Genomic DNA, 26,988 nt, shown 5'->3' with positions numbered 1-26,988 from the left:
CGGTCTCTACTACTGCGAATGGGCAAGTCGGTGTTTCGCGGGAGTGCTTCCTTACTAGGGTGGGGGAGTGACCCACTATGACGTCGTCGTACTCGGAGCAGGCCCCGGCGGATACGTCGCGGCCATCCGTGCCGCGCAGCTCGGACTGAACACCGCCATCGTCGAACCCAAGTACTGGGGCGGCGTCTGTCTCAACGTCGGGTGCATCCCGTCGAAGGCGTTACTGCGCAACGCGGAGCTGGCGCACATCTTCACCAAAGAGGCCAAGCAGTTCGGCATCAGCGGCGAGGCGACGTTCGATTACGGCGTCGCGTTCGACCGCAGCCGCAAGGTCGCCGAGGGCCGGGTCGCCGGCGTGCACTATCTGATGAAGAAGAACAAGATCACCGAGATCCACGGGTACGGGAAGTTCAAAGACGACCACACGCTCGAGGTCGATCTCAACGAGGGCGGCACCGAGACCGTCGAGTTCGACAACATCATCATCGCCACCGGCAGCAGCACCCGCCTGGTGCCCGGCACATCGCTGTCGGAAAACGTGGTCACCTACGAAGAACTCATCATGACGCGCGAGCTGTCGTCGTCGGTCGTCATCGCGGGTGCGGGCGCCATCGGCATGGAGTTCGGCTACGTGATGAAGAACTACGGCGTCGACGTCACGATCGTCGAGTTCCTGCCCCGCGCGCTGCCCAACGAGGACGCCGAGGTCTCCAAGGAGATCGAGAAGCAGTTCAAGAAGCTCGGCGTCAAGGTGCTGACCGGTACCAAGGTGGAGTCGATCGACGACGGTGGCGGCGAGGTCACCGTGACCGTCAGCAAGGACGGCAAGTCCCAAGACCTCAAAGCCGAAAAGGTGCTGCAGGCAATCGGATTCGCGCCGAACATCGAGGGCTTCGGGCTCGACAAGACCGGCGTCGAGGTCACCGACCGCAAGGCGATCGGCATCGACGACTACATGCGCACCAGCGTCCCGCACATCTACGCGATCGGTGACGTGACCGGCAAGCTTCAGCTGGCGCACGTGGCCGAGGCGCAGGGCGTCATCGCCGCCGAAACCATCGCGGGCGCAGAGACTTTGCCGCTCGGGGACTACCGCATGCTGCCACGCGCGACGTTCTGCCAACCGCAGGTCGCCAGCTTCGGGCTCACCGAGGAGCAGGCCCGCGAGGAGGGTTACGACGTCAAGGTGGCCAAGTTCCCGTTCACCGCGAACGCCAAGGCGCACGGTGCCGGTGACCCGAGCGGCTTCGTCAAGCTGATCGCCGACGGCAAGTACGGCGAGTTGATCGGCGGCCACTTGATCGGCCACGACGTGTCCGAGCTGCTGCCCGAGCTGACGCTGGCGCAGAAGTGGGATCTGACCGCGACCGAACTGGCCCGCAACGTGCACACGCACCCGACGATGTCCGAGGCCCTGCAGGAGTGCTTCCACGGTCTGCTCGGCCACATGATCAATTTCTGACGTGCTCCAGAGAACCAACACAGCGAACGTGACTCAGACATCCGGCACGGCGCGGGCCCTGTGGGTCGCCGGCATCGGGGGATTGGTGGTCGGCCACATCCTCTGGCTGGCCGGTATCTCCCATGCCACATCGACGTCGAACGTCAGCACCTGGGTGCTCGTGGTGGCCGCGGTGTCGTTTCTCGTCGGCGGAGGCGTCGGCTGGCTGGGGTGGCGCAGCTATCAACGCAAGAGCGAAGTGTGGGCGGCTTTCCTGCTGGCGCTGCCGGTGTCCCCGGTGCTGTTGTCGCTGATCGTGCTGGGGATCACGTACCTCTAATCCGGGAAGTCCAGCGGCACTTTCAAAGTGGTGATCGTCGCGGCCAGCCCGTCGTACTGGGCTGCCAGCATGCAGAATTCGATCAGTTGCGGTTTGGTCAGGTGCCTGGCCAACACTGCCCACGTCTCAGAGGACACGCCCCGGGTCACGACGAACTCGTCGGTGGCGGTGATCAACGCGCGCTGACGGTCGGTCAGCCCCTCGGCGTCGGGCCCCTCGAAGATCTTCTTCTGGACGTCCGGGCCGATCCCCCGGGTGCGCGCCAGGCGTCGGTGTTGCTGGAGTTCGTACTCGCAGTCGCGCAGATGGCCGACGCGCAGGATGACGGTCTCGGCGTCCTGCACCGAGAGCTTGCTCAGGATGCCGAGCAGCACCCCGCTGTACGGCAGCCACGCCAGGAACAGAAGCCGGTGTTGGCCAAGCACATTGAACAGGCTGAACCGCGGTGCCCGGATGGTGCGCGCACCGAGTTTCGCGATGGCCCAGTTCAGTGGGCCGAGTTCCTTGAATCCACCGGGCGCGATGCGGGCCGACTCGGGTGCGCTCATCACAGCGAGTCTACGTGCCTAGGCCTGACGTACCAGATAAGGCGAGACGGTGCTGCGGTGCTCGTCGATGTCGAGCGCGCGGCCCAGCGCGGGGAATGCCCGCTGCGGGCAGTTGTCCCGCTCGCAGACCCGACAACCCGCGCCGATCGGCGTCGCCACCTCGCCTGACAGGTCGAGCCCCTCCGAGTAGACCAACCGGTGCGCGTGGCGGAGTTCGCAGCCCAGGCCGATCGCGAACGTCTTGCCCGGCTGGCCGTAGCGCTGTGCGCGACGCTCCACGGTGCGTGCGACCCACAGGTAATTGCGTCCGTCGGGCATCTGGGCGACCTGCACGAGGATCTTGCCGGGGTTGGCGAACGTCTCGTAGACGTTCCACAGCGGGCAGGTGCCGCCGCTGGATGAGAAGTGGAAACCGGTGGCCGACTGGCGTTTTGACATGTTGCCTGCCCGGTCGACGCGGACGAAGGACAGCGGCACGCCGCGCATGGACGGCCGTTGCAGGGTCGAGAGGCGGTGCGCGATCGTCTCGTAGCTGACCGAATAGAACGCCGAGAGCCGCTCGACGTCGTAACGGAATTTCTCCGCGACATCGTGAAACTGCGTGTAGGGCAACATCATTGCAGCGGCGAAGTAGTTGGCCAGCCCCATCCGCGCCAAGCGGGTCGACTCGTCGCTGGTGAACTTGCCTTCGTCGACGAGCTTGTCGATGAGGCCGCCGAACTCCAGATATGCCAGTTCGGCGGCCATCTTGAACACGGTCTGGCCCGATGAGAGATGGTTGTTGAGCACCAGCGTCTTCGTCTCGGGGTCGTAGCGATGCAGCACCGACTCGCCGAGGTCCATGCGCTGGGTGATGCGGACGCCGTGCACCATCGTCAACCGGTCCGAAAGTTGGCGCGCCAGCTCCGAACGCTGCATCCGCATGCGGATGGTGAGATCTTCTGCGGCGGTGTCGAGTTCGTGCAGATAGTTCTGCCGTTCGTAGAAGTAGTCCCGGACTTCCTCGTGCGGCATGGTGATCGCGCCCGAACCCGAGCTGAAGCCCCCGCCGCCGGCGTTGAACCGGTCCTCGGTGGCCGCCGCCAACTGGGTGGTGGTCAGCTGGTAGCGGCGGTGCAGGTTCACCATCGCCCGGGCCAAGTTGGGGTGCGCGGCGACCATGTCCGCGATCTCCGTGAGGTCGACGTCGGTGTCGAGATCCCGGTCGAGCGTGACCTCGCGCAGCTCGGCGACCAGCCGGGTGTCGTCCTCGGAGGCGAAAAACGTCGCATCGACGCCGAACACCTCCGTGATGCGCAGCAGGACCGCGACGGTCAGGGGGCGCACGTCGTGCTCGATCTGGTTGAGATAGCTCGGCGAGATGTCCAGCATCTGCGCCAGCGCCGCCTGGCTGAATCCGCGCTCGCTGCGTAGCTGCCGAACCCGTGATCCGACATAGGTTTTCGCCACGTCAACCAGGGTAGCAACGATGCGAAGAGGGCCTTCGCATTGTTGGCAGATCGGCCGTTGTGGCAGGATCAGCGGTCGTGAGCACCAAGCAGGGATCGGCAGCAGGCGCCGCGCAGGGGCTGGCCAAGACCATGATGCCCGTCCCTGATCCGCACCCCGACGTCTTCGATATCGAGTGGCCGCTGCGGGTCGCGGACGTGGACCGCGAAGGCCGGCTGAAGTTCGACGCCGCGACACGTCACATCCAGGACATCGGCTCGGACCAGCTGCGGGAGCTGGGCTTCCAGGAGACCCATCCGCTGTGGATCGTGCGCCGCACGATGGTCGACATGATCCGCCCGATCGAATTCCAGGACATGCTGCGGCTCCGCCGCTGGTGTTCGGGCACGTCGAACCGGTGGTGCGAGATGCGGGTGCGTATAGAAGGCAGGCGGTCAGGCCTCGTGGAGTCGGAAGCCTTCTGGATCAACATCAACCGCGAGACGCAGGGGCCGGCCCGGATCTCCGACGACTTCCTCGAGGGCCTGCGGCGCACGACCAACGTCGACCGGCTGCGGTGGAAGCCGTACCTGTCGCCAGGCAGTCGCGAGGACGCCGACGAGATACGGGACTACCCGGTCCGGGTCAGCGACATCGACATCTTCGATCACATGAACAATTCGGTGTACTGGTCGGTGATCGAGGACTACCTGCTGCACCACCCCGAACTGGAGCGGTTTCCGCTACGCGTGACGATCGAGCACGACGCCGCGGTGGCACTCGGCGACAGACTCGAGATCCTCAGCCACACGTTCCCGCCCGGTTCGACGGACAAATTCGGTCCGGAACTGATGGACCGCACTGTTACAACGCTCACATATGCGGTCGGCGACGAGGCCAAGGCCGTCGCATCGATCTTCAAACTCTGATCATCGCCCCTTTAACAGTACGGGCGTACTGACCTGCGCATATGGGCTACTGGTCGGTAACTACTGAACCGGTCAAGCGCAGGTTGATCTTCGCAAAATTCGCTAATCCGGTGGAGTGGTTGGCGAAAGTTGGCACCCGAAACGGCTGGACCTGCGCTAATGGAGTAAGGCATCCTCGTAGTAGCGAATCCGCTGAACCGTTTGGGTGTTAACAAGCCGGGTACTCCGGCCGCGCCGCAGCGATAGTGAACAGATTGAAGGAGCGCCATGTCAACCGTTGGCAAGCCGAAGAGCGCAGAGGAAATTCAGCGCGACTGGGACACCAATCCCCGTTGGAAGAACGTCACCCGTGAGTACTCCGCTGAGGACGTCGTCGCGCTGCAGGGCACCGTGGTCGAGGAGTCGACCCTGGCCCGCCGCGGCGCGGAGATCCTGTGGAACCAGCTGCACGACATGGAGTTCGTCAACGCGCTCGGCGCGCTGACCGGCAACATGGCCGTCCAGCAGGTCCGTGCCGGCCTGAAGGCCATCTACCTGTCCGGGTGGCAGGTCGCCGGCGACGCCAACCTGTCCGGCCACACCTACCCCGACCAGAGCCTGTACCCGGCCAACTCGGTGCCGCAGGTGGTCCGCCGCATCAACAACGCGCTGCTCCGTGCCGATGAGATCGCCAAGGTCGAGGGCGACACCTCGGTCGAGAACTGGCTGGTGCCGATCGTCGCCGACGGCGAGGCCGGCTTCGGTGGCGCGCTGAACGTCTACGAGCTGCAGAAGGCGATGATCGCCGCCGGTGTCGCGGGCTCGCACTGGGAGGACCAGCTGGCCTCGGAGAAGAAGTGCGGCCACCTCGGTGGCAAGGTGCTGATCCCGACCCAGCAGCACATCCGCACGCTGACCTCCGCGCGCCTGGCCGCGGACGTCGCCGACGTCCCGACCGTCGTGATCGCGCGCACCGACGCCGAGGCGGCCACCCTGATCACCTCCGACGTCGACGAGCGCGACCAGCCGTTCATCTCCGGTGAGCGGACCAAGGAAGGCTTCTACCGCGTGAAGAACGGCATCGAGCCGTGCATCGCGCGTGCGAAGGCCTACGCGCCGTACGCCGACCTGATCTGGATGGAGACCGGCACCCCCGACCTCGAGCTGGCCAAACAGTTCGCCGAGGGTGTGCAGGCCGAGTTCCCGGACCAGATGCTGGCCTACAACTGCTCGCCGTCGTTCAACTGGAAGAAGCACCTCGACGACGCCACGATCGCGAAGTTCCAGAAGGAGCTCGGCGCGATGGGCTTCAAGTTCCAGTTCATCACGCTGGCCGGCTTCCACGCCCTGAACTACTCGATGTTCGATCTGGCATACGGCTACGCCCGTAACCAGATGAGCGCGTACGTCGAGCTGCAGGAGCGCGAGTTCGCCGCCGAGGAGCGCGGATACACCGCGACCAAGCACCAGCGCGAGGTCGGCGCCGGCTACTTCGACCGGATCGCCACCACGGTGGACCCGACCAGCTCGACCACCGCGCTGAAGGGTTCGACCGAAGAGGGTCAGTTCCACTGACATCTCGGTGAGTAAGCCAAGCCCAGTAGGCTCACGAGGCCCAACGGCTTGTCATCAGGCCCCGTCCTTATATTGGGCGGGGCCTGATGTTGTGGAGAGGACGCAATGAGCATTGAACGAGTGGGCGTGGTCGGCGCCGGACAAATGGGCAGCGGCATCGCCGAGGTGTCGGCGAAGTCCGGCGCGAACGTCGTCGTCTACGAGCCGTCCGAGCAACTCGTCGAGGCCGGGCGCAAGCGGATCACCGGATCGCTGGAACGGGCGGCGAGCAAGGGCAAGCTCTCCGAGGCCGATCGCGATGCGACGCTGGCGCGGTTGAGCTATACGACCGACCTGTCGGATCTGGCCGATCGCCAGCTGGTGATCGAGGCCGTCGTCGAGGACGAGGCCGTCAAGGGCAAGATCTTCGCCCAGCTCGACGAGATCATCACCGACCCCGACGCCGTGCTGGCGTCGAACACGTCGAGCATCCCGATCATGAAAATCGCTGCGGCGACGAAGAATCCGAGCCGCGTGCTGGGGTTGCACTTCTTCAATCCGGTGCCGGTGCTGCCGCTCGTCGAGTTGGTCAACACGCTCGTGACCTCGGACGGCGCGCTCGCGCGGGTCGAGCAGTTCGCCGGTGAGGTACTGGGCAAGCAGGTCGTACGGTGTTCGGACCGTTCGGGTTTCGTCGTCAACGCGCTGCTTGTGCCGTATCTGTTGTCGGCGATCCGGATGGTGGAGTCGGGCGTCGCCACGGTCGAGGACGTGGACAAGGCGATCGTCGCGGGGCTGTCGCATCCGATGGGGCCGTTGCGGCTTTCGGACCTGATCGGCCTGGACACCATGAAGCTGATCGCAGACTCGATGTTCGAAGAGCTCAAGGATCCGCACTATGCGCCGCCCCCGCTGTTGCTGCGGATGGTCGAGGCGGGTCAGCTCGGCAAGAAGTCAGGGCAGGGCTTCTACAGCTACTAGTGCCGAGCGTACGGTTGTGTACGCAAACGCCGAGAGACGGCGTGAGAAAGCGTGCGCTCGACGAGTATGTGATCACAGCGGACAACTAAGGCTGGCGAGTGCCTCCCGTACTCGCCGCACGATCTCCGGTCGCTGATATCGCAACTGCCTCGAGCTGACGCGCACTATCCGCCACCCCATTGCGGCGAGAAACTCGAGCCTGTCGATGTCGGCCGCGTAATTGTCCGGCTTGGTCCAGTGCTGTTCTCCGTCATACTCGACGCCAACCTTCCACTCTGGCCATCCCATATCGATGCGGCGGACGACGGCACCCCACTCATCACTGACCTGAATCTGAGTGACAGGGCGCTCGATGCCCGACCGCACGAGCAGCAATCGCAGGCGAGTCTCCTGGGGTGACTCGGCGCCGGCGTCGACGTACTCCAAGGTTTCGCGCAACTGACGAATACCGCGCGCTCCGGGATACCGCTTTGCCAACGAGATAACCTGGGTGAGATCGGTTCTCGTTGCATGCAGCAGATCGTCGATGCGTATGACACCCGATTCGAGTCCAAGTCGGCGGCCGAGGTCGTAGGCGGTGCGGGCTGCAGTCGTGCAACTGATCCCGTCGATCTCACAGAGCTCGTCGTCTCTGATCTGCCCGCTGTGGATCCTGATGCCCGGCGCTCCCGGCCTGCGGATCCTAGCCAGCTCGGCGGGTGCGTCGTACGGTATCCATTTAGCGCCGAGCAGCGCTGCGGCCGAATGGCCGGAAAGCGTTGCCGTGCGGCCGGACCACAGCCATGCCGCACGCGCCCGGTCAACGGCGGTCAGCTCGGCGCCTGTCTTGCAGTAGACGTTTCGATGAAGCATTGAGTAGCTACGCATCAGGTCCCTGCGGGTGAGGTTGCCGCTCGCGAGTTCTTCGGACGCGACGACAAGACGGGTATGCACTCGTCCATCGTGGGCCGTCGGCGGGTGGGTCAGCTGCGCCAATCGCTTTGGCTGTGGATAAATACCTCGCCGAGCGCACGCTTGTGTACACATCGCGCGAGTAAAGGCGCTAACAACCGTACTCTCGGCGCAATGCGCGTTACGAATCGAGCAGGCGCTTGCGTTCCGCTTCGACGTCGAAATCCGCAGGCGGATACGATAAGTCGAGACCCTCGAGCGCCTGGATCAGCAGTTCGGTCACGGCGAGCCGGCTGAACCACCGGCGATCGCTGGGCACGACATGCCACGGCGCGTAATCCGTCGACGTGCGGTCAAGCACCGCCTGGTAGGCCTCCTGATACTGGGGCCACTTGAGGCGCTCGTCGATGTCGCCGGGGTTGTACTTCCAGTATTTCGTCGGGTCGTCGAGCCGCTCGAGCAGCTGCTTCTTCTGCTCCTCGAGCGAAATGAACATCGCCACCTTAACCAATGTCGTTCCGCCGTCGACGAGTTCGCGTTCGAACGTGTTGATCTCGTCGTACCGCGCACCCCACACGTCCGGCGGCACCAGGTCGTGCACACGAACGATTAGCACATCCTCATAGTGCGACCGATCGAACACGCCGATGTGTCCCGCCGGCGGCAGCGCGCGCCGGATGCGCCACAGGAAGTCGTGCGCCAGTTCCTCCTGCGTCGGCTTGCCGAACGCGGTGTAGCGCACGCCCATCGGATTCACGGCTCCGACAACGTGTTTGACGATGCCACCCTTACCCGCGGCATCCATGCCCTGCAGCACCAACAACACCGAGCGGGAGTCGTCGGCGCCCTTCGAGCTGGCGTAGAGCATCTCCTGGAGTTCGGCGAGGCGGTCGCTGCGGTCGGCCTGCACCGGTGCGGCGTCGCTCTTGGAACCGTCGAAACCCGGTGTCGACGAAGTGTCCAGATCGGCGATCTTGTCGCCGGCCCGGAACCGCACCGCGTCGGCGATGGGCAACGCGCCCGACGAGCTCACTGGCGGTCTCGCGGCGGCAGCGCCGGCGACGGGTGCGGCTGACTCCGGAATGCCTCCAGTGATCCGCCCACTTCGACGATGCCGCACAACGCATTCCACGACAGCATGGTCAGGTAGTCGATCAGCTCGTCGGAGCTCATGCGCCGGTTCGACATCCACGAGTGCGTGGCCAGCTGAACGCCACCGACGGTGTGGAAGGCCCACGGCTCGACACCGCCGGTGTCCATACCGACCTCCTGCATCCGTCGGCGCAACATCACCGCGAGCATGCGGGCGATGATCTGCTCGGACGTCGCGATCGCGCGGCTCTTGCTCGCCGAGTTGTTCGCCATCACGAACTGATACGGCTCGGGTTCGGCTGCGACCGTCTCGACGTAGACGCGGATGACTTCGCGAGTCAGCGCGAAACCGTCCAGGTTCGACGACAGCGCGGCGGCCATGTTCGGGATCAGGGTGGTCTGGGCGAACCGCATCATCACCGCGGTCGTGAGATCGTTCTTGTCGACGAAATAGCGGTACAGCACCGTCTTCGACACACCGATCTCTGCCGCGATCTCATCCATGCTGACGCCGCTTCCGCGGCGCCGAATCGCCTCTAGGGTGCCATCCACCAACTCGTTGCGACGTTCCACCTTGTGTTTGTGCCAACGCCGCTTGCGGCCATCTGTCTTGACCGCGATCGCTTCGGACTGTTGTGCCACTATCCCCGTGATCCGTTCCCTAGTTCCCCTCGATAGTACGGCTGATCTTGACACCGCGGGTTGTCGGACCGGGGGCCCAGCGCGACGTAGCGGATGATGGAGGAGTGGCACACAGACCGAGCGCCGGACGACCCGCTCCGACGGCTCCGACCGCTCCGCGGAGAAGCTTCGCCGAGTCCCTAGCCGGGGCCGACTCCGCCGCCGACGCGGAACGCCGCCGCGCCCTGAGGCGCATGAAAGTCGTCGCACTGAGCTTCCTGATCGGTGCCACGGTCGTCTTCCTGCTCTGTACGTGGGCCCAGTCCACGGGTGATGCGCCCGGATGGGTCGGCTTCGTACGCGCGGCCGCGGAGGCCGGCATGGTCGGCGCGCTCGCGGACTGGTTCGCGGTCACCGCGTTGTTCAAGCACCCGCTCGGCATCCCGATCCCGCATACCGCGATCATCAAGCGCAAGAAAGACCAGCTCGGAGAGGGCCTCGGCGCCTTCGTTCGGGAGAACTTCCTATCGCCGGAGGTCGTGTCGACCAAGCTGCGCGATGCCGATGTCGCCGGCCGGCTCGGGAAATGGCTCTCCGATCGGGCACACGCCGAACGGGTGGCCGCCGAGACCGCGACTGTGCTGCGGGTGCTGGTGGAAATGCTGCGCGACGAGGACGTTCAGGCCGTGCTCGACCGGATGATCGTCAAGCGCATCGCCGAACCGCAATGGGGTCCGCCCGTGGGTCGGGTGCTGTCCACGCTGCTGGCCGAACACCGGCAGGAGGCCCTGCTGCAACTGCTCGCCGACCGCGCCTTCCAGTGGTCGCTCAACGCCGGACCCGTCATCGACCGGGTGATCGAACGCGATTCACCCACCTGGTCCCCGCGCTGGGTGGACCACCTCGTCGGCGACCGCATCCACCGCGAATTGATGGACTTCACCGATAAGGTGCGCCGCAACCCCGACCACGAACTGCGGCGCTCGGCCACCCGGTTCCTGTTCGAGTTCGCCGACGACCTCCAGCACGACGAGGCCACCATCGAGCGCGCCGAGAACGTCAAGGAACAGGTCATGGCGCGCGACGAGGTCGCCCGCGCCGCCGAGACCGCGTGGACCGCGGCTAAACGCATTCTGTTCGAGTCGGTCGACGATCCCTCATCCACGCTGCGGACCCGGATCGCGGATTCGGTGATGCTCATCGGGGAGTCGCTGCGCGACGACGCCGACCTGCGCGACAAGGTCGACAACTGGATCATCCGGGCGGCTCAGCACCTGGTCGCCGAATACGGCGTCGAGATCACCGCGATCATTACCGACACCATCGAGCGCTGGGACGCCAACGAGGCCAGCCGCCGCATCGAACTCCACGTCGGACGCGATCTGCAGTTCATCCGGATCAATGGCACCGTGGTAGGTGCACTCGCGGGCCTCGTCATCTATTCGATAGCCCAACTTATGTTCTGACCTGCGCTAACTAGTGCTTGCAAAAGTTAGCACTCCGTCGTACGGTAGGGACGTCGCTTACTGGATACCCGATGCACGGAGGGCTTCGCATGTCGCAGGATGACAATCTTGCCGTCGTCGTGTCCAACGCTGCTCAGACCGCCGCCCAGGACATCGGCACCTTCATCCGAACACAACGCGAGGCCGCTCAGGTATCCGTACGACAGCTGGCCGAGAAGGCCGGCGTCAGCAATCCCTACCTCAGCCAGATCGAGCGGGGATTGCGGAAACCCTCCGCGGACGTACTGAACCAAATCGCAAAGGCGTTGCGGCTGTCGGCGGAGGTGCTCTACGTGCGGGCCGGGATTCTCGAGCCCAGCGAGAAGAGCGAGGTGCGCGACGCCATCGTCAACGACGCGGCGATCACCGAGCGCCAGAAGCAGGTGCTGCTCGACATCTACACGTCGTTCTGCCAGCAGAACGAGGCCGAAGTAGGCGAGCCCGGCAGCGAGACGGAAGAGGGGCTGACGACTGAATAGAGACCCCATTTTCTGATCACCACCGCAAATCGAACGACACCTTTGAGAAAGGAACACCATGGCCAAGAACACCCCCGCCAAGAACCAGCCCACCGTTGACGACCTGAAGGCGCCGCTGCTTGCCGCCGTCGGTGCCGCGGACCTCGCCCTCGAGCGGGTCAACGAGATCGTCGCGACCCTTCGTGAGCGCGCGGATGACGCCCGCACCGACTCGCGCAGCCGCGTCGAGGAGACCCGTGCGCGCATCGACCGGCTCCAGGAGGACCTGCCGACGCAGTTCGGCGAGCTCCGCGAGCGGCTGAGCTCCGACGAGCTGCGCAAGTTCGCCGAGACCTACGCCGAGGCCGCGCAGACCACCTACAACAAGCTCGTCGAGCGCGGCGAGGCCGCTCTCGAGCGGCTGCGCAGCCAGCCGGGCATCAGCGAGGCCGCCGGCCGCGTCGAGGGGTACACCGACCAGGCCGTCGAGCTGACCCAGGAAGCCCTGGGCAACGTGGCCGCGCAGACCCGTGCCGTCGGTGAGCGCGCCGCCAAGCTGGTGGGCGTCGAGCTGCCGAAGAAGGCCGAGAAGGGCGCCGCGCCGGTGAAGAACACCGCCAAGAAGGCCCCGGCCAAGGCTCCGGCCAAGAAGGCCCCGGCCAAGAAGGCCCCGGCCAAGAAGGCGGCGGCCAAGAAGGTCACCCAGAAGTAAGACTCGACAGCGGGTCTGATGGCCCAAAGTCGACCGAGGGGACGTAACCCGCTTAGTCTTGATGCGTGCAGCTCCAAGGCTTGGTGGGTTACGTCCTCTTCTTCTTGCAGATCGCCGTGCTCGTCACGACGGTCTACGCGTTCGTCCACGCGGCGATGCAGCGGCAGGACGCCTACCCGGCCGCAGACAAGCTGACCAAGCCGGTCTGGCTGGTGATCCTCGGCGTCGCCGGGTTGCTCGCGCTCGTCCTCGGTTCCGTCATGGGCCCCGCCATCGCCGCGGTCGCGTCCGGCGTCTATCTGGTCGACGTCCGTCCCAAGCTGCTCGAGGTCCAGGGGAAGTCCCGGTAGTGCGACGTTTTCTAGCGGTCGCCGTCCTGGCGGCTGGCGTGTTCGCGCCTGCGCTGACGGCCCCGGCGGTTTCGGCCGGCCCCGCGAATCCGACGCTTCCCGCCCCGCCGTTCGTCGACCACGTCGAGTGGGCCAAATGGGGCGACCTGTCCTCTCTACGGGTGTATCCGACACCGGCGGGCCGCCAAGCCTCCGGATTGGCGACTTCCGCTGCGGGCGAACAGGCGTGGGCCGAGGTGCTGGCGCTTTCGCCCGATGCGGACATCCCGGGAATGAAGCCGCAATTCATCTGCCACTGGGAATTCGCCGAGCACTACCAGCCCGGCAAGACCAGCTGGAACCTGGAGCCGTGGCGCCCCGAGGTCCCCTACGACCAGATGGTCGAAACCGGCTGCAACCCCGGCGGGACCGAAGAACCGTTCTAATGGCAGGCGGATATCGACGCGACGAGGTCGCCCGACTGGTCGACCACACACTGCTCAAACCCGAAGCGACCGAAGACGACATCGCCGCGCTCGCTGCGGAGGCCACGGCGCTCGGGGTCTACGCCGTCTGCGTATCGCCGTCGATGGTCTCGATCGCCAAGCGGTCCGGTTCGGCGTCGCAATTGGTGTGCGCGGTGGTCGGATTCCCGTCCGGTAAACACCTTTCGGCCATCAAGGCCGAGGAGGCCCGTCGCGCAGTCGAAGACGGCGCCGGCGAGATCGACATGGTGATCGATGTGGGCGCCGCATTGCACGGTGACTTCGCCGCGGTGCGGGCCGACGTCGAGGCGGTGCGTGCCGCGATCGGCGCCAGCATGACCCTCAAAGTGATTGTCGAATCGGCCGCGTTACTGCAACTGGGGGACGAGCAGACGTTGCTGGCGGCATGCCAGGCCGCCGCGGATGCCGGCGCCGATTTCGTCAAGACCTCCACGGGATTTCACCCCGCGGGCGGTGCTTCGGTGCGTGCCGTGGAACTGATGGCGACGGTCGGACCGCAGGTCAAGGCCAGTGGCGGGATCCGAACCGCGACAGATGCGATCGCGATGCTGGACGCCGGCGCCACGCGCTTGGGGCTGTCGGGGACCAGGGCGGTGCTGGACGGCTGGCCGAAATTCGACCGCGGACAGTAATTTACGCGGTTTGCCGAAATTTGCCGTATGATTGCGGACGCCCCCGACAGGTAAAACCATACGCATCTGCGCACGGGAAACCGTGGATAGGATCTGATCATGATTACCCACACTGGTTTGCTTCGTCGAACACTCGCTGGGGCAGGACTCACTGCGGTGCTCGCTACGGGCGTCTTCACCGCCGGCTGCGCCAAGGAAGAAGAGAAGGCGCCGGAGACGTCGACCACAACGACGACGACCACCACAACCACAACAGCGCCGCCTCCCGCCACTCCGACGGAGAAGGCGCCGCGCATCAATCCCGATGAGCCGAACCCGTTCTCGCCGACGGTCCATGCGCCGCCGGCTCCGGGACCGACGCCCGGTCGACACCGCGGTCCTCACGGCCAGTAAAGGCCGGGCCCCGGCCCTAGTCACCGCCGCGCTGCTGATCGCAGCGACGGGTGCGTGTGCATCGCGCACCCCGGCGGTGATTCCCGGGCCGTACGCGGCCCTGCTTTCGAGCTCGACCGATTTGGGGCCGTCACGTTCGGCGGACGCCCAAGTCACAGTCACGCTCGATGGTCCCGATCGTCCCGCTGCCCTGATGGGCTGGGCCGACGCGCGCAATTTGTGGGTGCGCTGGCGGCCCGGTGACGGATGGGCGATCGTCGAGGGCGGCGCCGGGGATCTCGCGCGCGCCTTCTCGGTTCCGGTGCGCGACTACCGGTCCCCGAAGGGGGAAGAGTTCTACGCATCGGCGGAGCAACCGTCGATACCGCCGCAACTGCGTGACGACGTCACCGCCGTCGGCCGGATCATGAGCTACACCCCGTACCGCATGAAGAGGCCCGACGTCGTTCCGCTCGACGTGCCCAAGGGCGGGCTGGCACCCGACGGGCTGCTGTCGGCGTACAACGCAAATCCATTGTCCGACGCCGGCTTCACCGGTAAGGGCGCGACAATCGTCATCTTCGCGTTCGACAGCGTCGAGCAAGCGGACCTCGACCTGTTCGCCGACACGTCGGGTCTACCGCGGTTCACCCCGGAGATCGTCGGCGGCAAGCCGTCCGAAGTGCACGGTGAGACGGCGATGGATCTGCAAGTGGCGCATGCGATTGCGCCCGATGCCCGACTCGTCGTGGTCAACGCCAGGCCGACCGTGGAGGGCGACGGCACGTACGAAAAGCTCGGGAAGCTGTTCGAGCAGGTCGATCGCGACTACCCGGGGGCGGTGTGGAGCCTGTCGATCGGGTGGGGATGCGAGGCGTTCGCCACCGCAGCCGATCTGGCGCCGGTCGAAGCCGCACTGATGGCCGCGCAGCGGCGCGGTACGACGGCGTTCGACGCCAGCGGAGACACTGCCGGTCTGGAATGCAAAGGCGGTGAACGATGGTCGGCCCCGCCCGGGCCGGACGATATCGGTGTCGACGCGGTCGCCTCGCTGCCGACGATGACGTCCGTCGGCGGCACCACGCTGTCGACGGGCACGCGCGGGCAGTGGTTGGGCGAGCATGCTTGGGTGGATTCCCCGCTGTCGCAGGGCAGTAGCGGTGGGGTGTCGAAACTGTTCGAGCGGCCGGCGTGGCAGCGGAACCTGAGCGTCGAGCGTGACACCGAGGGCCGCCGTCTGCTTCCCGACGTCGCCGCGGTCGCCGATCCGTTCACCGGTGTGCGGTTCATCTTCGGCCAACGCGAGGTGGTCGGTGGCGGCACGTCGCAGTCGGCCCCGATCTGGGCGGCGCTCACGGTACTGATGAACCAGTACCTGGTGGCCAACGGCGGACGGCCGGTGGGCAACCTGAATCCCCTGCTGTACCAGATGGCTTCGGGGTCGCGACTGCCCGGCTTCCGCGATGTGGGCAAGGGTGGCAACGCCGTCGACCTGGCGATGCCGGGCTACGACCTGGTGACGGGCCTCGGTACTCCGAACACCGAGAACCTCGCCCGCAACCTTCTCGACCTTCAGAAGTCGGCGCGTTGACCGAAGCGCCACCACGTCGCCGGTATCGGTGGCGAAACCCGTTGACGGGCATCCTTTTCCCGAACCTTACGGCCTCGTCGCAAACGACGCTCGGGCTGGCGCTCGTGGGGTATACCGCGCTGCTCGTCGTCCTGGCGGCGCTGCGGTGGCAGGCGCCGCTGATCGCGCTCGCCTCGGTCGGCGTGACATTGGTGTTCGCGTTCTATCCCCGCCAGGCGGGCAATGGCGGTGTTCGGCCGTTGGTGATGGCCGCCCTGCTCGCCGCGCTCCTCGGTTTCGGGTGGGCGTTGGCCACCGGCAGAATCGTCGCCGAGGCACACCACGTTGCTCTCAGCGGTGGCGAGTTCAATCGCGAGAAGTTGTTGATCGGCACCGTGATACCGGTCGGCAGCGCACTGCTGATGCTGATTCCACCGACACTGCTGCGTTTACGGCGGCCGGCGGCCCACACCGCGCTGGACGGCTATGCGATCGGTGCGCTGAGCGCCGTCGTTTTCACGACCGCGGCAACCCTGGTGAGGCTGGCCCCGCAGTTCGCGACGGGCGTCAGGGCCGAAGACCTCTGGGTCAGCGCGCTCATGGTGCAGGCCGGTATCCAGGGCCTCATCCTGCCGCTGACGGCGCTCGCGCTCGGCGGGCTCGTCGGGATCGCGCTGTGGGCGGGCAGGTGCCGAGCAGTCGCTTCGAGTGTGGTTGTGACACTGCTGCTTTACGCGATCACCGGCGTCGCCGAGTACGCCCCCGTCCCGCATGTCGTGCAGCTGGCCGTGCACGCGGCCGTCGCGGCGGTGGCAATGGCTGCGCTGCGCGTCGTGCAGGATTCGGCGGGGGGAGCGGCGGAACCGCGGACGGGCCGCGACGGGCGCGCCCGGGTGTTGGCCACGCTCGGCCTCGGCGCCGTCATCGTGGCCGCGGCCGGTGTGGTGGCGGCCGTGCTGAGCACACCGGACATACCGAAGGTCGTGTGCCCACCGGACTGCGGACGGCCACCGATCGGCGAACCCATCGAGTCGAATCCACGCTTCTACGCCGCCGACGGCGCGTTCTCCGTGCAGTATCCGGGCCCGGGCAGCGCGTATGAGGCGACGCTGAACCCCGACGGCGTCGAGCTGGAGTTCACCGGCGGGGACACCGGCACCCTCGAGTTGTTCGGCCTGCCCGCCGACCACCGGACGGCCGAGCAGATCGCCGAGGACCTGATCGACGAGTACTACCCCGACGCCACAACGGAATACGAGATTCCCAACGCGATGGTCGGCTACGAGCCCGGCTACGGCGTCGTCGCCGACGACTATCCACAGGACGCCAGCGGCAGCTTCACCCGGCTCCGGCTGATCGTGATGGTCGCCGTCAAGAACGACTACGCGCTGGTGGCCTCGGCGATCGGCCCGTACCGTGCGTTCAGTCCCGACTTCGGTACCGGCCATCCCTCCGGCGCCAACCTGCAACTGGCGATGGATATGGGCAAGTACGTCAACAGTTTCCGGTGGGGCGGTGTCAGCGACTGACGGTCACAGTGCCGCGAAGCAGGGGTCCTGCTGGCCCTTGGGAATGTCGGCGTTACGCGTCGAGAACCGGCTCTCGACACCGTCGTCGGTCACCTTCACCGAGTCGGCCTTGATGCCCATCGGGTAGTTCTTCGTCAGCTCGGAGGTGAACGCGTCGAGCGCCGGTTGCACGGTCTCACGCGGCAGCGTGAAGCCGAGCCCGGTCAGCGAGATCACCTCCAACGTGATGCCGCCGTCGGCGACCGTCGGCCGCGCCTTGATGCCGCCCAGCGCGCCCTCCAGCTCGATCGTGCCGTCGGATGGGTTGGTGGAGACGCCGGTGACGAACGCGCCGATGATCGGGATGGAGTCGGAGATGGTCCGACGGATGCCATCGGAGGACCAGTCGATGTCCGCGACGAGGGAGCCGACCGTGCCGCCCGAGGTGGGCGTGTCCTCGAGGCGGACGTCTTGGATGGACAGCTCGACCTTCATGCCCTTGGCGTCGCGGATCTGGTTCCCGGCCGTCTCGATGTGGATGTTCGTGTAGTGGCCGGTCATGTGCTGGATCAGGAACGGCGGCATGACGCCGAACGATGCGCTCGCCTCGTCTTCGACGACGCATGACGTGACACCGGCGACCACCGTGTTCGCGCGGTGGCGGGCATACAGTTCTCCGGCCAGCAAACCGGCCAGCACCAGCGCCACCACGATGACGATCACCAGCACGATCGACAGCGGATCGCGCAGCAGGCCCCTGAGCTTGGATTCGGAGCGCGGTGGGTCGTTGGGCCCCTGCGGTCCCTGGGGCCCGGGCGACGGGGTCTGCGCAGGTGGTGGCCCCTGCGGGGGGAGCCCCTGGTCAGCCGGGGGAGCCTGGCCGTGGTCCGGTGTGGGCACCTGGGCGGGCTGAGTCGGGGGGACCTGGCCCTGTTGCGTCGATGGCTGGTTCGGGCGGGCCCATGGGTCGGTCACGACCGCGATTCTGCCTTACCGCGGCGAGCAAAGTCCGCGCGGTTGCGCAGCACCGCGATTGTCTCGCGTACCTTGCGCCCGGCATCCAGGTCGATGTCGGTCACCAGCAACTGCGGGTCGTCGCCCGCGCAGGCCAGCACCTCGCCGGTCGGGGAGGCCACCAGGCTGCCTCCCACACCGGTCGGGCCCAGCGCCGCGATGTCGGGGTCGGGGTGGCCTTGATCGACCGCGGCGACGAAGCCGGTCGTGTCGATGGCGCGGGCCCGCGACAGCAGCGTCCACTGGTCGAGCTTGCCCGGACCGCTGCCCCACGACGCGTGCACGGTGATCAACTCGGCCCCGCGTTCGGCCAACTCGACGTACAACTCGGGAAAGCGCACGTCGTAGCACAGCGTCAGGCCGACAGACACTGGTCCCGAGCCACCGTCGACGTCGATCAGCACGGGTTCGTGTCCCGGCGCCACGGTCTTGGACTCCGTGAACCCGAATGCGTCGTAGAGGTGGATCTTCTCGTAGTGCGCGTCGACACCGGCGCCGGCGGCGATCAGCGTGTTGACCACGCGTCCGTCGCCCGACGGTACGAACATGCCGGCGACGACGACGATGCCCGCGCGCTCGGCGATGGCCCGCACGCCCGAGGCCCACGGCCCGTCGAGCGGTTCGGCGACCGGCGCGAGCGGCACCCCGAACCGGCACATCGTGGCCTCGGGGAACAACACCATCCGCGCGCCTGCGCCGGCGGCGCGGCGGGTGTAGTCCTCGACCAGCCCGAGGTTCGCCGACGGGTCGGTCCCGCTGAGGATCTGCGCGAGGGCAATCCGCATACGGCCCAGACTACTTTCGCCGCGATTTGTGTGCGTTCTGTTGCGCTCAGCGCTCTACAACGCACACAAATCGCGTCTCGCGTCGGCCGCTACGGGCCCCAGGCCGGCCGGGGCAGCGCCGCCGCCTTGTTGCCCAGCTTCCCGGACCGCACCTGTGCGGCGAGGCTGTCGAGGATCACCCGCGAGCTCATCAGCGCGGTCTGCTCGGCCCAGTCGTACGGCGGCGAACACTCGACAACCTCGATGCCGGCCAGGCCCGGTTCGGAGACCATCTTGACCAGGTTCAGCGCCTCGCGCGGCAACAGGCCGCCGGGCTCCGGCCAACCCGTGCCCGGGACGAATCCGGCGTCGATCACATCGATGTCGAAGGACAGGTACACCGCCTTGGCGTCCTTCCACGCGACCTCGAGCGCCATCTCCGCGATCTTCTCGATGCCGACCCGTTCGACGTCGCCGACGGTGATCACGGTCGACTGACGTTCGCGCCCGACCTTCACGCCGGCGCGTGGGGCCTGCCACCCGCCGATGCCGATCTGCACGAGGTTGGTGGCCGGCGCGTTCTTGATGTTGGTCGCGTGGAACCACGGCGTGGTGTGCATGCGCTCGTCGAGGTCGGTCTCCTGCGTGTCGACGTGGCGGTCGAAGTGGATGATCCCGACGTTGCCGTCCAGATACGGGGCCATTCCGCGGATGGTGGGGAAGCCGATGGAATGGTCGCCGCCCAGCACGACCGGCATGACGCCCTTGCTCACCACGTGCGCCATGGCCTGGCTGATCTGGTCGAAGGATTTCTCCAGATTCCCGGGGATCGTGAACACGTCGCCGATGTCGACCATGTTGAGCTGTTCGCGAAGGTCGACACCCGACTCGTAGTTGTAGGTGCCGAAGAGGTTGGTGGAGCGTCGAATTCCCTGCGGGCCGAAGCGGGTGCCCGGACGGTAGGTGGCGCCGGCGTCGAGGGGAACGCCGAAGATCGCGACCTCGGCGTCGTCGACCTGGTTCACGTCCTCGACGAACGGACACTTGAGGAAGGTGCCACGCTCGCCGGCGAAGTGCGGCAACTCGCCGCGCACGAACGTCGAGATACGGCGGTCGTTGATGGTCGGGGCGGCCTCGAGGCCGAAGGTCAGGCTGCGTTCGATCTCCTCGCGTTCGCGACGGTCGGAGAGCCGGGCCTCGGCCTGTTGCGCCCAGGCGCCTTCGGCGTTGAGGGGCTTATTCTCGTCGGTCATAAGGTGCTCCTCACGCGCCGTCTTGTCGCTGACCGGGTACGGCACACCTCGTCCGGGAAGCCGATGGGCTCCTGCCGCTCATTCTTTTCCGACCCGCCGCGATGCGCCACCCGAATCGCAACAAAGCCGTAACGAGGCGCGCGGTCGGACGTAACAGCCGGGGGTTTCGCTTGTCGGCGACTCACGTTGACCTGTGAGGCGCGTCTAGGGTTCCGCCGCGCACACGGTGTGCGGGCTGGTCCGAGAGACGCAGGCGGCCGCGGCGCAGCGGACGTTCCACGGCGGGACAAAAGCCCGGGAGACTCCATCGCGCATAGGAGCTCCACATGATTCTTCTCGGTGTGGCCGTCAGCATCGTGGTCGTCGTCGCCGTCGGTTTCTACGTGTCCAAACGCATCGAGGGTGACAGCGCGAACTTCCTTGTCGGCGGCCGCATGTTGCCCTACTGGCTGATCGGCGGGGCGTTGATGGGTTCGGCCGTCGACACCAACGCCACGCTCGGCAACACCGACCTGGCCTACGAGTTCGGCTTCTGGGCCGGTGCGAGCCTGCCGCTCGGGCTGGCCCTGTGCCTGACCATCACCGGTGTGTTCTTCGCCAAACCGATGAACCGCATGGGGTTGACGTCGTTTCCCGACTACTACCGGCTCAGATTCGGCCGGTCGGTCGAGGTCGGCGCGTCCGCGTTGCTGGCCGTCGGGTTCTGCATGTTGGTGGCGGGCAACCTGGTCGCGGGTGGCTTCCTGTTCAACTACTTCCTCGGCATGCCGTACTGGCTGGGCGTCGTGCTGATCGCCGGAATCGCGGTGGCCTACACCGGTACCGGCGGGCTGATCGCCGACGCCTACACCGCGATCATCCAGATGTCGCTGATCCTGATCGGCGCCGTCGGCATGCTGGTGTGGATGGCCTCGACGCACACCTTCGAGATCGCCGAGGGCACAGGCCCGTTGGCCCTCGGACAGTTGTCGGACCCGGCGCAGGGTGCGGTGATCAACTGGGCAACGCTGATCGCCCTCGGCATCGGCGACATCGTCGCGATCGACTTCATGCAGCGGGTGTTCGCCGCGAAGTCACCGGCGAGCGCGCGCCGTGCGTGTTTCGTCGCGGCGACGGGTACGGTCGCGATCTGCGTGCCGTTCGGTCTGGTGGTGTTGGCCGCCAAAACGTTCCTGCCCGAAGATCTCGACGGCCCAGTGCTTTTCGTGTTGCTCGGCGAGTACGCCCCGACGGTGCTGACCGTGATCGTGTTGTGTGGGCTCGTCGGCGCGTCGATGAGCACCGCCAACGGGGCGATCCTGGCGATCTCGAACGTCTGCGTGCGCAACCTCGGCGGGATCCGCCGTGTCCACGTCCCCGGTCAGCGCGATCCATTGTTGCGCGCCACCCGCATCGCGATGGTTCCGATGACGGTGTTCTCGATCGCGCTGGCGATCTACGTCAAGCAGACGGGCATCCTGCTGACCCTCGCGTTCGACCTGCTGCTCGCGTGCCTGGTCGTCCCGTTCATCCTCGGGTTGGTGTGGCGGCGGGGCACCACCACCGCGGCGATGGCCGCGATGGGTGTGGGACTGGTCGTCCGGCTGGTGCTGTTCGTGCTGACCCCGACGATCTACGGTGTCGACAACACGATCCTGTATGTCCAGAACGATCTGGTTCCAGCGAGTTTCGACGGCTGGCCGACGTTCATCGCGTTCGCCGCTTCGATCGTCACCTACGTCGTGGTGTCGCTGATGACCCGGCCCGCGCATCTGCGTGGGCTCGACATCCAGCTGGCCAAGGACGTCGACGACGCGCTCGACGTCACCGCCGAGGAGATCGAACACGGCGTTCCGGCGTTGGCGGGCAACGCCGAAGCGCGGTAGCCCGGGTCAGACCGGCGCGACGGTGGACCACGGCACGGTGAGCACTCCGTCGCGCATGCGGCGGCGCGCCGGAGCCACCGGGAAGCCGTTGTCGCGCAACAGGTCCAACATCGCGCGCCACCGCACCCGTGGGCCGAATACACCATGACCGGCGACGCTGGCCCACGCCCGGTCGGCGGCGGTCAACAGCGCGTGTACGGGCTGACCGTCGACGTTGTGGTGGATCAGCGCCTTCGGCAGCCGTTCGGCGAGGTCGGACGGCCGCTCGATCGCGAACGGATCGCAGGCCAGCGTCAGGCTCACCGGGCCGTCGGCGTCCAGCAGGATCCAGCAGCATCGCCTGCCGAGCTCATCGCAGGTGCCGTCGACGATGAGTCCACCCGGCGCGAGCTGGCGTTGCATCGTCGACCACGCCTCGTGCACCGCGTCGACCGGGTACTGGCGTAACACGTTGAACGCCCGCACTAGCACCGGCCGCATGCCGGCCAGCTCGAAACCGCCGCGGCCGAATCGGATCGCGTCCGTGCCCGCGGCCTGCGCCGCCTGCACGCGGGCGGGGTCGATCTCCAACCCGACGACGCGAATATCGTTGCGCACCACCCGTAATCGCGCCGCAAGCTCCAGCGTCGTCACCGGCAAGGCGCCGTATCCGAGATCGATGACCAGCGGGTCCCCGGCGGCGGCCAGCGTGGCGCGCACCCGCGGCGCGTGGACGAGCCAACGGTCACTGCGGCGCAACCGGTTGTAGCCGGTGGTGCCCCGAGTCAGCTGACCGATGGGCCCGCTCATGGCCCGAGTGTAGGGCCCGCCGGCCCGCGATCTTCGATCCACGCCGAATGACCCCGAGTATCAGGCGTTCTCGGCGATCCACTGCGTGGTGAAGCGTTGTTCGGCGATCAGCAGGTCGACCAGTTGCCCGCCAATGAAGTTCTCGATCTTGCCGCCCACCAACGGAACTCGCACCTCGACCTCGACGGTGAACTCCAACCGCGAACCGCTGCCCGCAGGCGACAGCACCGCGGTGCCCGTCAGGCTGGCCGGAGCGCCGGGGATCGACCCCTTGACCTTCGCGGTTGCCTTCCCGTCGAGCACCGGGGTCCACGCCTCCTCACGCACGAAGCTCAGGTCCCCGCGGTGGAACTGGGTCACCACACCCGGCAGCCGATCGGCGCGCAGCGTCTGCGTGGTGACCACGTCGATGCCGCCCTGCTCGTCGAGGACCATCGAATCCAGCGAGTACATATCGGCGCCGGAATCGGTGAGCCGCGCGAGCCAATAGCGCTCGTCGCCGAACGCCCGGTGAACCTGCTCGACGGTGCCCCCGTATTCGGCGGCCATGTCGAATGAGCGCGGCATAGCTGGTCAGGCTACCGTTACCGCCCGTGGTCGGTTCGCAACTAGGGGGTGCCTCCGTCGAGGAGCGGGTGCCGCTCGCGCCGTTGACGACGCTGCGGATTGGACCCGTCGCACGCCGGCTGATCAGCTGCGACACCACCCAGAAGGTCATCGACGTGGTTCGCGAGATGGGCCCTGACACCGACGCGCTGGTTCTCGCGGGCGGCTCCAACGTCGTGTTGTCCGACGAGCTGACCGACCTTTCGGTCATTCATCTCGCCAACACCGAGATCACCGTCGACGGCGAGGTGCTGCGCGCCGAGTCCGGTGCGGTCTGGGACGACGTCGTGGTCACCGCGCTGGCGCACGGCCTCGGCGGCCTCGAATGCCTGTCGGGCATCCCCGGCTCCGCGGGCGCCACGCCGGTGCAGAACGTCGGCGCGTACGGCGCCGAGGTGGCCGACACCATCCGGCGGGTGCGGCTGCTGGACCGTCGTACCGGAGAGGACCGCTGGGTTGCGCCCGATGCACTGGGGTTCGGCTACCGCACCAGCGTCCTCAAACATGCGCACGATGCGATCGTGCTCGAGGTCGAGTTCACATTGGACCCCGGAGGGCGCAGCGCGCCACTGCGCTACCGGGAACTGGCCACCGCGCTGGGCGCCGAACAGGGCACCCGCGCCGATCCGCTCGAGGTTCGCGACGCGGTGCTGGCCCTGCGGTCGAGCAAGGGCATGGTGCTCGACGCGGACGACCACGACACCTGGAGCGTGGGCTCGTTCTTCACCAACCCCGTCGTCCCCGCCGCGGAATTCGACCGGCTGCGCGCCTCCTTCGACGGGCCGGTGCCCAACTATCCGGCGCCCGACGGCGTCAAGCTCGCGGCGGGCTGGCTGGTCGAACAGGCCGGCTTCGGTAAGGGCTATCCGGGCGACGGCGCCGCCGCCCGGCTGTCGACAAAGCACGCCCTGGCGCTGACCAACCGCGGCGCGGCCACCACCGCCGACGTGATCGCGCTGGCCAGGGCGGTACGTGACGGAGTCCGAAGAAAGTTCGGGATCGACCTCACACCCGAGCCGGTCCTGGTCGGGTGCTCGCTGTAGGTACGCTCGGTTCACGTGAGTACTCCCGAACCCCAACCGCCGGGGTTCAATCGGCGGCGCGCCCTGGCCGCACTGGCGGTTGGCGTCGTCGCGCCGGGCGTGCTGGCCGCGTGCACGTCCAAGAAAGACGGCTCCCCTGCGTCGCAATCCGATGAAGCGCCCGACGCCCCTTCTCTGAAGTTCACGCCCGACGACGGCGCCTCCGACGTCGCGCCGACCGCCCGCGTCGGGGTCAAGGTCGTCGACGGCTGGTTCCAGCGCGTCACGCTGACCAACTCCAACGGAAAAGCCGTCGCCGGTTCGCTCAACCGCGACCGCACCGAGTTCACGATCACCGAACCTCTCGGTTACGGCGTCGAGTACTCGTGGAAGGGCTCGGCCGTCGGCCGCGACGGCAAGGCGGTGCCCGTCGAGGGCGCTTTCTCCACCGTCAACCCCAGCACCCAGGTGAACGGCAGCTTCCAGCTCGCCGACGGCCAGGTCGTCGGCGTGGCGGCCCCGATCATCATCCAGTTCGACGCGTCGATCAGCGACAAGGCGTCCGTCGAGAAGGCGCTCAAGGTCACCAGCGACCCGCAGGTGGAAGGCAGCTGGGCGTGGCTGCCCGACGAGGTCGGCGGATCGCGCGTGCACTACCGCGCCCGCGACTATTACCCGCCGGGCACCAAGGTCAGCGTCGACGCGAAGCTCTACGGCGTGCCGTTCGGCGAAGGCGCGTACGGCGCGCAGGACATCTCGCTGCACATCGAGATCGGCCGCCGCCAGGTGGTCAAGGCCGAGGCGTCGTCGCACCGCATCCAGGTGCTCGACGGTGCCGGTGCAGTGATCATGGACTTCCCCTGCAGTTACGGCGAGGGTGACGTGGACCGCAACGTCACTCGTAGCGGCATCCACGTCGTGACCGAGAAGTACGAAGACTTCTACATGACCAATCCCGCGGCCGGCTACGCGAATATCCGGGAGCGGTACGCCGTCCGGATCTCGAACAACGGCGAGTTCATCCATGCCAACCCGGCCAGCTCCGGCGCGCAGGGGAACACCAATGTCACCAACGGCTGCATCAACCTGTCGACCGAGGACGCCCAGCAGTACTTCAACACCGCGATGTACGGCGATCCCGTCGAGGTCACCGGCACGCGCATTGAGCTCTCCTACGCCGACGGCGACATCTGGGACTGGGCCGTGCCGTGGGACGAGTGGAAGGCGATGTCGGCGCTGTCGGACGCGAACGCGCCGGACATCCCGAGCACCGCGCCCGCGACACCGTCCGGCGCGCCGGAGCCGGTGAACGGCCGCCCGCCCCGCCCCGGCCGCTAGTGTGCGCTCAGATCGGGAGACCGGCCCAGAGGCCGCCGAATCGCGATCTGGATGCACACCAGACGACCGAGCTCAGGTGCGGCGGTTGAACCGCGATCCGCTGGCCCCGCTGACCTGATCGCGCGGCCGGACCACGATCAGGTCGAGGTCGACGTGCGACGGCCGGCTCGCGACGAACCCGATGATCTCGGCGACGTCCTCGGCCAGCAGTGGAGTGACGCCCTCGTAGACCCTGGCGGCGCGCTCCTCGTCACCTTCGAACCGGTTCAGCGAGAAGTCGGTCTTCACCATGCCGGGCGCAACTTCGGTGAGCCGCACCGGTTTTCCGAACAGCTCGCTGCGCAGCGTGCGGTGCAGCACGCCCTGCGCATGCTTGGCGGAGGTGTACCCGCCGCCGTTGTCGTAGATCTCCACCGCCGCGATCGACGTGACTGTCACGATCAGCCCGTCGCCGGACGCGATCAGCTTCGGTAGCAGCGCGCGGGTCACCAGCAGCGTGCCGAGCACGTTGGACTCCCACATCCAACGCCAGTGCTCGACGTCGGCCTCGACGACCGGGTCGAGACCGCGGGCCCCGCCGGCGTTGTTGACCAGCACGTCGACCCGGTCCACGGCCGCTGCCAGCGCCGATACCGCCTCTTGCGATGTGACGTCCGCCACAATCGCGGTACCGCCGATCTCCGCAGCGAGGGCCTTGATGGGGGCTTCCCGACGGGCCACGCAGACGACGTGAAAGCCTTGTGCAGCAAGGGTTCTCGCGGTCGCTTCACCGATCCCGGCGCTGGCGCCGGTGACCACCGCGACACGACCGTCGGCCTGGAAAGTCGTCATCTGCCCAACCTTAGTTGGCGTGCTAAGTTCACCTCGTGTTGTCCAGTCAGGCCTGTATGCGGCGTGCGTGTTGTTGTTGTCGCACGCCTCGCCGCGCCTGACTGTTTCTG

The 26,988-nt window shown here is 66.8% G+C and carries 27 protein-coding genes and 2 riboswitches; of the genes, 16 read left to right on the top strand and 11 right to left on the bottom strand.

The window, feature by feature from the left end; genetic code table 11:
* Nucleotides 1-67 precede the first annotated feature (67 nt).
* On the top strand, nt 68-1,462 hold the full coding sequence (lpdA, locus tag A5752_RS18890) for a dihydrolipoyl dehydrogenase (RefSeq protein ID WP_067088562.1): 1,395 nt from the start codon (nt 68-70) through the stop codon (nt 1,460-1,462).
* A 28-nt stretch (nt 1,463-1,490) separates the two neighbouring features.
* Nucleotides 1,491-1,781 (top strand): hypothetical protein, encoded by a 291-nt coding sequence (locus A5752_RS18885; RefSeq protein WP_082963968.1) that lies wholly within the window; start codon nt 1,491-1,493, stop codon nt 1,779-1,781.
* On the opposite strand, the gene A5752_RS18880 is transcribed toward A5752_RS18885, so the two are convergent.
* Together A5752_RS18880 and ramB are read right to left on the bottom strand one after the other, a co-directional pair.
* Nucleotides 1,778-2,329, bottom strand: coding sequence for a carboxymuconolactone decarboxylase family protein (locus tag A5752_RS18880; protein WP_067088561.1), 552 nt, complete (start codon nt 2,327-2,329; stop codon nt 1,778-1,780). The genes A5752_RS18885 and A5752_RS18880 overlap by 4 nt on opposite strands.
* Before the next feature lie 18 nt (nt 2,330-2,347).
* Nucleotides 2,348-3,778: an acetate metabolism transcriptional regulator RamB gene (gene ramB, locus A5752_RS18875; protein WP_067088560.1), complete on the bottom strand. Its 1,431-nt coding sequence runs from the start codon at nt 3,776-3,778 to the stop codon at nt 2,348-2,350.
* Between the two features lie 131 nt (nt 3,779-3,909).
* Here ramB and A5752_RS18870 point away from each other — a divergent pair, with 131 nt between their 5' ends.
* The 3 genes from A5752_RS18870 to A5752_RS18860 all read left to right on the top strand — a co-directional run bounded on the left by A5752_RS18870 (nt 3,910) and on the right by A5752_RS18860 (nt 7,200).
* Nucleotides 3,910-4,686, top strand: a complete 777-nt coding sequence (locus tag A5752_RS18870; RefSeq protein ID WP_067088572.1) for an acyl-[acyl-carrier-protein] thioesterase — start codon at nt 3,910-3,912, stop codon at nt 4,684-4,686.
* A gap of 267 nt (nt 4,687-4,953) precedes the next feature.
* Nucleotides 4,954-6,240, top strand: a complete 1,287-nt coding sequence (aceA, locus tag A5752_RS18865; RefSeq protein ID WP_067088559.1) for an isocitrate lyase — start codon at nt 4,954-4,956, stop codon at nt 6,238-6,240.
* A gap of 105 nt (nt 6,241-6,345) precedes the next feature.
* Entirely contained in the window at nt 6,346-7,200 is an 855-nt protein-coding gene (locus A5752_RS18860) for a 3-hydroxybutyryl-CoA dehydrogenase (RefSeq protein WP_067088558.1), read from the top strand.
* Between the two features lie 72 nt (nt 7,201-7,272).
* On the opposite strand, the gene A5752_RS18855 is transcribed toward A5752_RS18860, so the two are convergent.
* From A5752_RS18855 to A5752_RS18845, 3 genes are all read right to left on the bottom strand, one after another.
* Nucleotides 7,273-8,133 (bottom strand): endonuclease domain-containing protein, encoded by an 861-nt coding sequence (locus A5752_RS18855; RefSeq protein ID WP_067088557.1) that lies wholly within the window; start codon nt 8,131-8,133, stop codon nt 7,273-7,275.
* A 139-nt stretch (nt 8,134-8,272) separates the two neighbouring features.
* Nucleotides 8,273-9,124: a polyphosphate kinase 2 family protein gene (locus A5752_RS18850; protein ID WP_067088556.1), complete on the bottom strand. Its 852-nt coding sequence runs from the start codon at nt 9,122-9,124 to the stop codon at nt 8,273-8,275.
* Nucleotides 9,121-9,825 (bottom strand): TetR/AcrR family transcriptional regulator, encoded by a 705-nt coding sequence (locus A5752_RS18845; RefSeq protein ID WP_067088554.1) that lies wholly within the window; start codon nt 9,823-9,825, stop codon nt 9,121-9,123. The genes A5752_RS18850 and A5752_RS18845 overlap by 4 nt, the downstream gene beginning before the upstream one ends.
* A gap of 104 nt (nt 9,826-9,929) precedes the next feature.
* Between A5752_RS18845 and A5752_RS18840 the strand changes: the two genes are divergently transcribed.
* The 8 genes from A5752_RS18840 to A5752_RS18805 all read left to right on the top strand — a co-directional run bounded on the left by A5752_RS18840 (nt 9,930) and on the right by A5752_RS18805 (nt 17,417).
* On the top strand, nt 9,930-11,270 hold the full coding sequence (locus A5752_RS18840; protein ID WP_067088552.1) for a DUF445 domain-containing protein: 1,341 nt from the start codon (nt 9,930-9,932) through the stop codon (nt 11,268-11,270).
* Between the two features lie 89 nt (nt 11,271-11,359).
* Entirely contained in the window at nt 11,360-11,788 is a 429-nt protein-coding gene (locus A5752_RS18835; protein WP_067088551.1) for a helix-turn-helix domain-containing protein, read from the top strand.
* A 58-nt stretch (nt 11,789-11,846) separates the two neighbouring features.
* Complete coding sequence (locus A5752_RS28340) at nt 11,847-12,479, top strand: heparin-binding hemagglutinin (RefSeq protein WP_067088549.1); 633 nt, start codon at nt 11,847-11,849, stop codon at nt 12,477-12,479.
* A gap of 65 nt (nt 12,480-12,544) precedes the next feature.
* Nucleotides 12,545-12,829 (top strand): DUF2516 family protein, encoded by a 285-nt coding sequence (locus A5752_RS18825; RefSeq protein WP_067088547.1) that lies wholly within the window; start codon nt 12,545-12,547, stop codon nt 12,827-12,829.
* Nucleotides 12,829-13,254, top strand: coding sequence for a DUF2599 domain-containing protein (locus A5752_RS18820; protein WP_067088546.1), 426 nt, complete (start codon nt 12,829-12,831; stop codon nt 13,252-13,254). Before A5752_RS18825 ends, A5752_RS18820 begins: the two co-directional genes overlap by 1 nt.
* Nucleotides 13,254-13,946: a deoxyribose-phosphate aldolase gene (deoC, locus tag A5752_RS18815; RefSeq protein ID WP_067088545.1), complete on the top strand. Its 693-nt coding sequence runs from the start codon at nt 13,254-13,256 to the stop codon at nt 13,944-13,946. Before A5752_RS18820 ends, deoC begins: the two co-directional genes overlap by 1 nt.
* 334 nt (nt 13,947-14,280) lie before the next feature.
* On the top strand, nt 14,281-15,909 hold the full coding sequence (locus tag A5752_RS18810; RefSeq protein WP_231967386.1) for a S53 family peptidase: 1,629 nt from the start codon (nt 14,281-14,283) through the stop codon (nt 15,907-15,909).
* Between the two features lie 104 nt (nt 15,910-16,013).
* The gene (locus A5752_RS18805; RefSeq protein ID WP_231983454.1) at nt 16,014-17,417 is read left to right on the top strand and encodes a zinc ribbon domain-containing protein; all 1,404 of its coding nucleotides are present in this window, start codon (nt 16,014-16,016) and stop codon (nt 17,415-17,417) included.
* A gap of 3 nt (nt 17,418-17,420) precedes the next feature.
* On the opposite strand, the gene A5752_RS18800 is transcribed toward A5752_RS18805, so the two are convergent.
* The 3 genes from A5752_RS18800 to A5752_RS18790 all read right to left on the bottom strand — a co-directional run bounded on the left by A5752_RS18800 (nt 17,421) and on the right by A5752_RS18790 (nt 20,427).
* Entirely contained in the window at nt 17,421-18,371 is a 951-nt protein-coding gene (locus tag A5752_RS18800; RefSeq protein ID WP_082963965.1) for an LmeA family phospholipid-binding protein, read from the bottom strand.
* Nucleotides 18,368-19,195 (bottom strand): carbon-nitrogen hydrolase family protein, encoded by an 828-nt coding sequence (locus tag A5752_RS18795; protein WP_067088539.1) that lies wholly within the window; start codon nt 19,193-19,195, stop codon nt 18,368-18,370. Before A5752_RS18795 ends, A5752_RS18800 begins: the two co-directional genes overlap by 4 nt.
* Nucleotides 19,196-19,284: 89 nt before the next feature.
* Nucleotides 19,285-20,427, bottom strand: a complete 1,143-nt coding sequence (locus tag A5752_RS18790) for an agmatinase family protein (protein ID WP_067088568.1) — start codon at nt 20,425-20,427, stop codon at nt 19,285-19,287.
* An 11-nt stretch (nt 20,428-20,438) separates the two neighbouring features.
* Nucleotides 20,439-20,502, bottom strand: a riboswitch (guanidine-III (ykkC-III) riboswitch).
* A 118-nt stretch (nt 20,503-20,620) separates the two neighbouring features.
* Nucleotides 20,621-20,730: riboswitch (guanidine-I (ykkC/yxkD leader) on the top strand.
* Nucleotides 20,731-20,753: 23 nt separating this feature from the next.
* On the opposite strand from A5752_RS18790, the gene A5752_RS18785 reads away from it, so the two are divergent.
* Nucleotides 20,754-22,292, top strand: coding sequence for a high affinity choline transporter 1 (locus tag A5752_RS18785; protein WP_067088537.1), 1,539 nt, complete (start codon nt 20,754-20,756; stop codon nt 22,290-22,292).
* Nucleotides 22,293-22,298: 6 nt separating this feature from the next.
* Here A5752_RS18785 and A5752_RS18780 read toward each other — a convergent pair whose 3' ends face one another.
* Nucleotides 22,299-23,081, bottom strand: a complete 783-nt coding sequence (locus A5752_RS18780; protein WP_067088535.1) for a methylase — start codon at nt 23,079-23,081, stop codon at nt 22,299-22,301.
* Between the two features lie 60 nt (nt 23,082-23,141).
* A complete protein-coding gene (locus A5752_RS18775; protein ID WP_067088534.1) occupies nt 23,142-23,648 on the bottom strand; it encodes a DUF2505 domain-containing protein in 507 nt (168 codons plus the stop codon).
* Nucleotides 23,649-23,674: 26 nt separating this feature from the next.
* Between A5752_RS18775 and A5752_RS18770 the strand changes: the two genes are divergently transcribed.
* On the top strand, nt 23,675-24,730 hold the full coding sequence (locus A5752_RS18770; protein ID WP_067088533.1) for a UDP-N-acetylmuramate dehydrogenase: 1,056 nt from the start codon (nt 23,675-23,677) through the stop codon (nt 24,728-24,730).
* Nucleotides 24,731-24,745: 15 nt separating this feature from the next.
* Nucleotides 24,746-26,047: a L,D-transpeptidase gene (locus tag A5752_RS18765; protein ID WP_067088531.1), complete on the top strand. Its 1,302-nt coding sequence runs from the start codon at nt 24,746-24,748 to the stop codon at nt 26,045-26,047.
* 72 nt (nt 26,048-26,119) lie between these two features.
* On the opposite strand, the gene A5752_RS18760 is transcribed toward A5752_RS18765, so the two are convergent.
* Nucleotides 26,120-26,878, bottom strand: coding sequence for an SDR family oxidoreductase (locus tag A5752_RS18760; RefSeq protein ID WP_067088529.1), 759 nt, complete (start codon nt 26,876-26,878; stop codon nt 26,120-26,122).
* Nucleotides 26,879-26,988 lie beyond the last annotated feature (110 nt).

Origin of the sequence: Mycobacterium sp. 852002-51961_SCH5331710, assembly GCF_001665535.1 — a bacterium.
Taxonomy (GTDB): Bacteria; Actinomycetota; Actinomycetes; order Mycobacteriales; family Mycobacteriaceae; genus Mycobacterium.
The sequence above is the reverse complement of the archived record's forward strand: the minus strand, read 5'-3'. Positions and strand labels throughout refer to the sequence as shown.

Coding starts and splice junctions, on each gene's coding strand:
- A5752_RS18880 (WP_067088561.1), bottom strand. CDS start 2,329: ATGAGCGCACCCGAGTCGGCCCGCATCGCGCCCGGTGGATTCAAGGAA.
- A5752_RS18870 (WP_067088572.1), top strand. CDS start 3,910: ATGATGCCCGTCCCTGATCCGCACCCCGACGTCTTCGATATCGAGTGG.
- aceA (WP_067088559.1), top strand. CDS start 4,954: ATGTCAACCGTTGGCAAGCCGAAGAGCGCAGAGGAAATTCAGCGCGAC.
- A5752_RS18860 (WP_067088558.1), top strand. CDS start 6,346: ATGAGCATTGAACGAGTGGGCGTGGTCGGCGCCGGACAAATGGGCAGC.
- A5752_RS18835 (WP_067088551.1), top strand. CDS start 11,360: ATGTCGCAGGATGACAATCTTGCCGTCGTCGTGTCCAACGCTGCTCAG.
- A5752_RS28340 (WP_067088549.1), top strand. CDS start 11,847: ATGGCCAAGAACACCCCCGCCAAGAACCAGCCCACCGTTGACGACCTG.
- deoC (WP_067088545.1), top strand. CDS start 13,254: ATGGCAGGCGGATATCGACGCGACGAGGTCGCCCGACTGGTCGACCAC.
- A5752_RS18810 (WP_231967386.1), top strand. CDS start 14,281: ATGCGCCGCCGGCTCCGGGACCGACGCCCGGTCGACACCGCGGTCCTC.
- A5752_RS18795 (WP_067088539.1), bottom strand. CDS start 19,195: ATGCGGATTGCCCTCGCGCAGATCCTCAGCGGGACCGACCCGTCGGCG.
- A5752_RS18790 (WP_067088568.1), bottom strand. CDS start 20,427: ATGACCGACGAGAATAAGCCCCTCAACGCCGAAGGCGCCTGGGCGCAA.
- A5752_RS18785 (WP_067088537.1), top strand. CDS start 20,754: ATGATTCTTCTCGGTGTGGCCGTCAGCATCGTGGTCGTCGTCGCCGTC.
- A5752_RS18780 (WP_067088535.1), bottom strand. CDS start 23,081: ATGAGCGGGCCCATCGGTCAGCTGACTCGGGGCACCACCGGCTACAAC.
- A5752_RS18775 (WP_067088534.1), bottom strand. CDS start 23,648: ATGCCGCGCTCATTCGACATGGCCGCCGAATACGGGGGCACCGTCGAG.
- A5752_RS18760 (WP_067088529.1), bottom strand. CDS start 26,878: ATGACGACTTTCCAGGCCGACGGTCGTGTCGCGGTGGTCACCGGCGCC.